The sequence below is a fragment of the uncultured Campylobacter sp. genome (genome assembly GCF_938017615.1).
In the GTDB taxonomy this organism is placed as follows: domain Bacteria; phylum Campylobacterota; class Campylobacteria; order Campylobacterales; family Campylobacteraceae; genus Campylobacter_B.
The window spans coordinates 1-2,956 of record NZ_CALIJA010000069.1 but is presented as its reverse complement, the minus strand read 5'-3'; the positions used below and the strand labels follow the sequence as shown (position 1 = coordinate 2,956).

General features: G+C 37.6%; 2 protein-coding genes and 1 pseudogene. All 3 read left to right on the top strand.

Features of this window, described 5'->3' with window-relative positions:
• Nucleotides 1-146: 146 nt before the first annotated feature.
• Nucleotides 147-731 (top strand): annotated as a pseudogene (locus Q0620_RS03260) (type I restriction endonuclease subunit R); the annotation flags it as partial.
• Nucleotides 732-743: 12 nt separating this feature from the next.
• On the top strand, nt 744-2,075 hold the full coding sequence (gene rfbH, locus Q0620_RS03255) for a lipopolysaccharide biosynthesis protein RfbH (protein ID WP_298783190.1): 1,332 nt from the start codon (nt 744-746) through the stop codon (nt 2,073-2,075).
• A 138-nt stretch (nt 2,076-2,213) separates the two neighbouring features.
• Nucleotides 2,214-2,956 (top strand): UDP-N-acetylglucosamine 2-epimerase (non-hydrolyzing) (wecB, locus tag Q0620_RS03250; RefSeq protein ID WP_298783189.1); only part of this gene is annotated, 743 nt, incomplete at its 3' end.

Genomic DNA, 2,956 nt, shown 5'->3' with positions numbered 1-2,956 from the left:
AAGAATTTTTGGATAAAGTGATATCTGATTACAACGATTATTTTAAAACAAATTTTTCAACAAATGGAAACGAATTTCAGAATTATTATAAAGATTTGTCTAAAAAAGTTAAGGATAAAAAAATTGATATTTTAATTGTTGTGGGAATGTTTTTGACAGGATTTGATGCACCAACATTAAATACTTTGTTTGTTGATAAGAATTTGAGATACCACGGATTAATTCAAGCGTTTTCAAGAACAAACCGTATTTTGAATAAAGTCAAAACTTTTGGAAATATTGTATGTTTTAGAGATTTGGAAAAGGCTACAAAAAATGCTATTAAAACTTTTGGAGATGAAAATAGTGTAAATATAATTCTTGAAAAAAGTTATAACGATTATATAAATGGATTTAAAGACGAGGAAACAGGGAAATCAGTAAAAGGATATGTAGGTTTATGTAACGAAATAGTTAAAAAATTTCCGAAGCCTGTTGAAATTGAAAAAAATCAAGATAAAAAGGAATTTGCAAAATTATTTGGAGAATTGCTTAAAACAGAAAATATACTTAAGAATTTCGATGAATTTGAAAATTTTGAGAAAATTATATCTGATAGACAAATGCAGGATATGAAGAGTGTTTATGTGGATATTTGTGAAGAAATAAGAAATGCTGGAAAAAATGATCAAAATAATAGCGATGAACAAGGAATTGATTTTTCTGATATTGAATTTCAAATTGATTTACTTAGAACAGATGAAATTAATTTAGATTATATTTTAGAGTTAATTTTAGAAAAGACAAAAGAGTATTATAGGCTGGTTCATGAGCCGGCGCAGCACGCCAAATTTGAACCCGGCAAAAGCCGCGTAAATTACGCAGGTAGAGTTTTTAACGAGCAAGAAATGGTAAATTTAGTAGATAGTTCGCTTGATTTCTGGCTCACATACGGCACATATTCTAAAAAATTTGAAAAGGAATTTGCCAAAATGCTTGGCGTAAAATGGGCGTTTTTGGTAAATAGCGGAAGTAGCGCAAATTTGCTTGCGTTTTTTGCGCTCACTTCGCCGCTTCTAAAAGAGCGCCGCATAAAGAAGGGCGACGAAGTTATAACCGTAGCGGCGGGCTTTCCTACGACGGTTGCGCCTATCGTGCAATACGGTGCCGTTCCTGTTTTTGTCGATATGGAGCTTGAGTATTTTAACATAGACCATACGAAGCTTGAGCTTGCGCTTAGCGAAAAAACAAAAGCTGTTATGGTAGCTCACACTTTAGGAAATCCTTTTAATATAAAAGCCGTGAAGGAATTTTGCGATAAGCACGATTTGTGGCTTATCGAGGATAACTGCGACGCACTGGGTTCCCTGTATGACGGTAAGCCGACCGGCACATGGGGAGATATAGGCACAAGCAGCTTCTATCCTCCTCACCATATGACCATGGGCGAGGGTGGCGCCACATACACAAACAATCCGCTGCTTAAAAAAATTATGCTAAGTATGCGTGATTGGGGGCGCGATTGCTGGTGTGAGAGCGGCGTAGATAATACCTGCGGGAGGCGCTTTTCGCAGAAATTTGGTGAGCTACCGCTTGGATACGATCATAAATACGTTTATTCGCACTTCGGATTTAATTTAAAAGCCTCCGATATGCAAGCTGCCGTGGGATGCGCTCAGATAGATAAATTTCCTAGTTTCGTGCAGCGTCGTAGGCAAAATTTTAAAAAGCTTTATGATGGCTTAAAAGATATAAAGGAGCTCGTTTTGGTTAAAGCTCAGCCGCATTCCGAGCCTAGCTGGTTCGGCTTTATGATGACGGTTGCAGACGGGGCAAAATTTAGTAGAAACGAACTGAGCGAGCATCTAGAGAAGGCGGGCGTGCAAACAAGAAATTTATTTGCGGGCAATATGATCAAGCATCCGTTATTTGCAGAGCTTAAACTCGGAGTAGATTATAAAATTTCAGGCGAGCTAAAAAATACCGATAAGATAATGAACGATAGTTTCTGGGTAGGCGTATATCCCGGTATGAGTGATGAGAAGATAGGGTATATTATAAAAACTGTTAGAGGATTTGTATCTACTAAAAGCTAAAATATAAATTAGATCTAAATTTTAAAGCTATATGCAATGTAAATGGTGTCATTTTATTTGGTTAAGCGCCGATATAGCAAAATTTAATTAAAATTACGGCGATAAATTTGGTTAAAAAACCGATATTTAGGGGAGTTTATGACGAAAAGAAAAATTTTGATAGTATTTGGAACGCGCCCGGAGGCCATTAAGATGGCTCTGTTGATAAAGGAATTTCAAAAGCGCGCGGAATTTGAAGTGAAGGTTTGCGTCACGGCGCAGCACAGACAGATGCTCGATCAGGTTTTGGAATTCTTTGAGATAAAGCCTGATTTTGATCTAAATTTAATGAAGCAAGGGCAGGATCTGTACGATATTACGTCTGGTGTTTTACTTGGTATGCGCGATGTATTTAGTGAATATACCCCGGACATCGTGTTTGTGCATGGAGATACGACTACTACTTATGCTGTTTCTTTGGCGGCGTATTATCAAAAAATAGATGTTGCTCACGTAGAAGCTGGACTTAGGACGCATAATATCTATTCGCCGTTTCCTGAAGAGATAAATAGGCAGATGACGGGGCTCATAGCTAAATATCACTTCGCGCCGACTACCGATGCGAGAGACAATCTCTTAAAAGAAGGCAAAGATTCAAGAAATATAGTTGTTAGTGGCAACACCGTTATAGATGCGCTTTTGTGGACGATAGACAAAATCGAAAACAACGAGCTGCTAAAAAATAAAATTTTATCCTTTATAAATGCCAAATATAAGCTTAGTGATAGAAAATTTATTCTCGTTACAGGACACAGACGAGAGAATTTCGGAGAAGGCTTTGTTAATATTTGTGCGGCGCGGGATTCGGAGTGCGGCCGCCGGGGCCGGAGATACTGTCCGGC